The 1,179-nt window shown below is 77.0% G+C and carries 1 protein-coding gene; it reads right to left on the reverse strand.

Annotated elements, in window-relative coordinates:
• The coding region (locus FGF04_RS39335) for an ATP-binding protein (protein ID WP_328596513.1) at window positions 1-1,179 on the reverse strand (1,179 nt) is incomplete at both ends.

Raw genomic sequence — 1,179 nt, forward strand, 5'->3', positions numbered from 1 at the left:
GCCCTCTCCGTCCCCGGCCCCGGTCCCGTCCTCGTACCCGTACCCGTTCCCGCTCGGGCGGTGGCGGAGCACGATCGACTGCTCGACGAGCCGTTCGAGCAGGACCGCGATCCGTACGGCGGGCAGCGGGCCGCCGGAGCAGACCTCCTCGGCGGCGGACAGGTCGAAGCCGCCGCTGAACACGGAGAGCCTCGCCCACAGCAGCCGCTCCAGGGGCGCGCACAGCTCGTGGCTCCAGCCGATGGCCGTCCGCAACGTGCGGTGCCGCACGGGTCCCTCGCCCGGACCCGACGCCAGCAGGTCGAGCGGGGACGGCAGCCGCTCGCCGAGCCGTTCGTCGAGTTCGGCGAGGGAGAGGTCGCAGAGGCGGGCCGCGGCCAGCTCGATGGCCAGCGGGATCCCGTCGAGCCGGCGGCAGACGGCGGCGACCGCGCCGGTGGAGTCCTCGTCGAGGACGAAGCCGGGGCACGCCTCGGCGGCCCGCTGGGCGAACAGATCGACGGCGTCACCGTCCTCCGCCCGGTCGTCCGTCCGGTCCTCCGTCCGGTTGTCCGCCTGGCCCTCGCCCCGGTCCTCCGCCCGGCCGTCCGCCCGGTCCTCCGCCCGCGCGGGCCCCGCTCCGGTCGGTGGCCGGGTCGGGGCGGTGCCGTCCCGTACCGGCAGTGGGGCGACCGTCACGCACACCTCGGACGGCAGGCCCAGCTGCTCCCGGGTGGTGGCCAGGAACCGCAGCCCGGGGGCGGCGGGGAGCAGCGCGCGGACGAGGCCGGCGCAGTCGGGCAGCACGTGTTCGCAGGAGTCGAGGACGATCAGCGCCTCCTTGTCCGCCAGCCACTCGGCGAGCACCTCGGTCACCGGGGACGTCGAGCTGTCGGCGAGCCGCAGCGCCTCGACCACGGCGAAGCCCACCAGGCCCCGGGCCCGCAGCGGTGAGAGTTCCACGAACCAGACGCCGTCCCGGTACCGGTGGGAGGCGCGGCGGGCGGCCCGCAGGGCGAGCCGGGTCTTGCCGACGCCGCCGGTCCCGGCGAGCGTCACCAGCCGCCCGTGCCCCGCGGCCGGGTCCAGGAGCGCGTCGAGCCGTTCCCGTTCCCGGGGCCGGCCGACGAAGCTCCGCTCCTCGGGCGGCAGGTTCCCCGTCCGCCCCTGCCCCGCCCTGTTCTCCGGCACGGCAAAGCC

The organism is Streptomyces apricus (assembly GCF_008369065.1).
In the GTDB taxonomy this organism is placed as follows: Bacteria; Actinomycetota; Actinomycetes; order Streptomycetales; family Streptomycetaceae; genus Streptomyces; species Streptomyces apricus.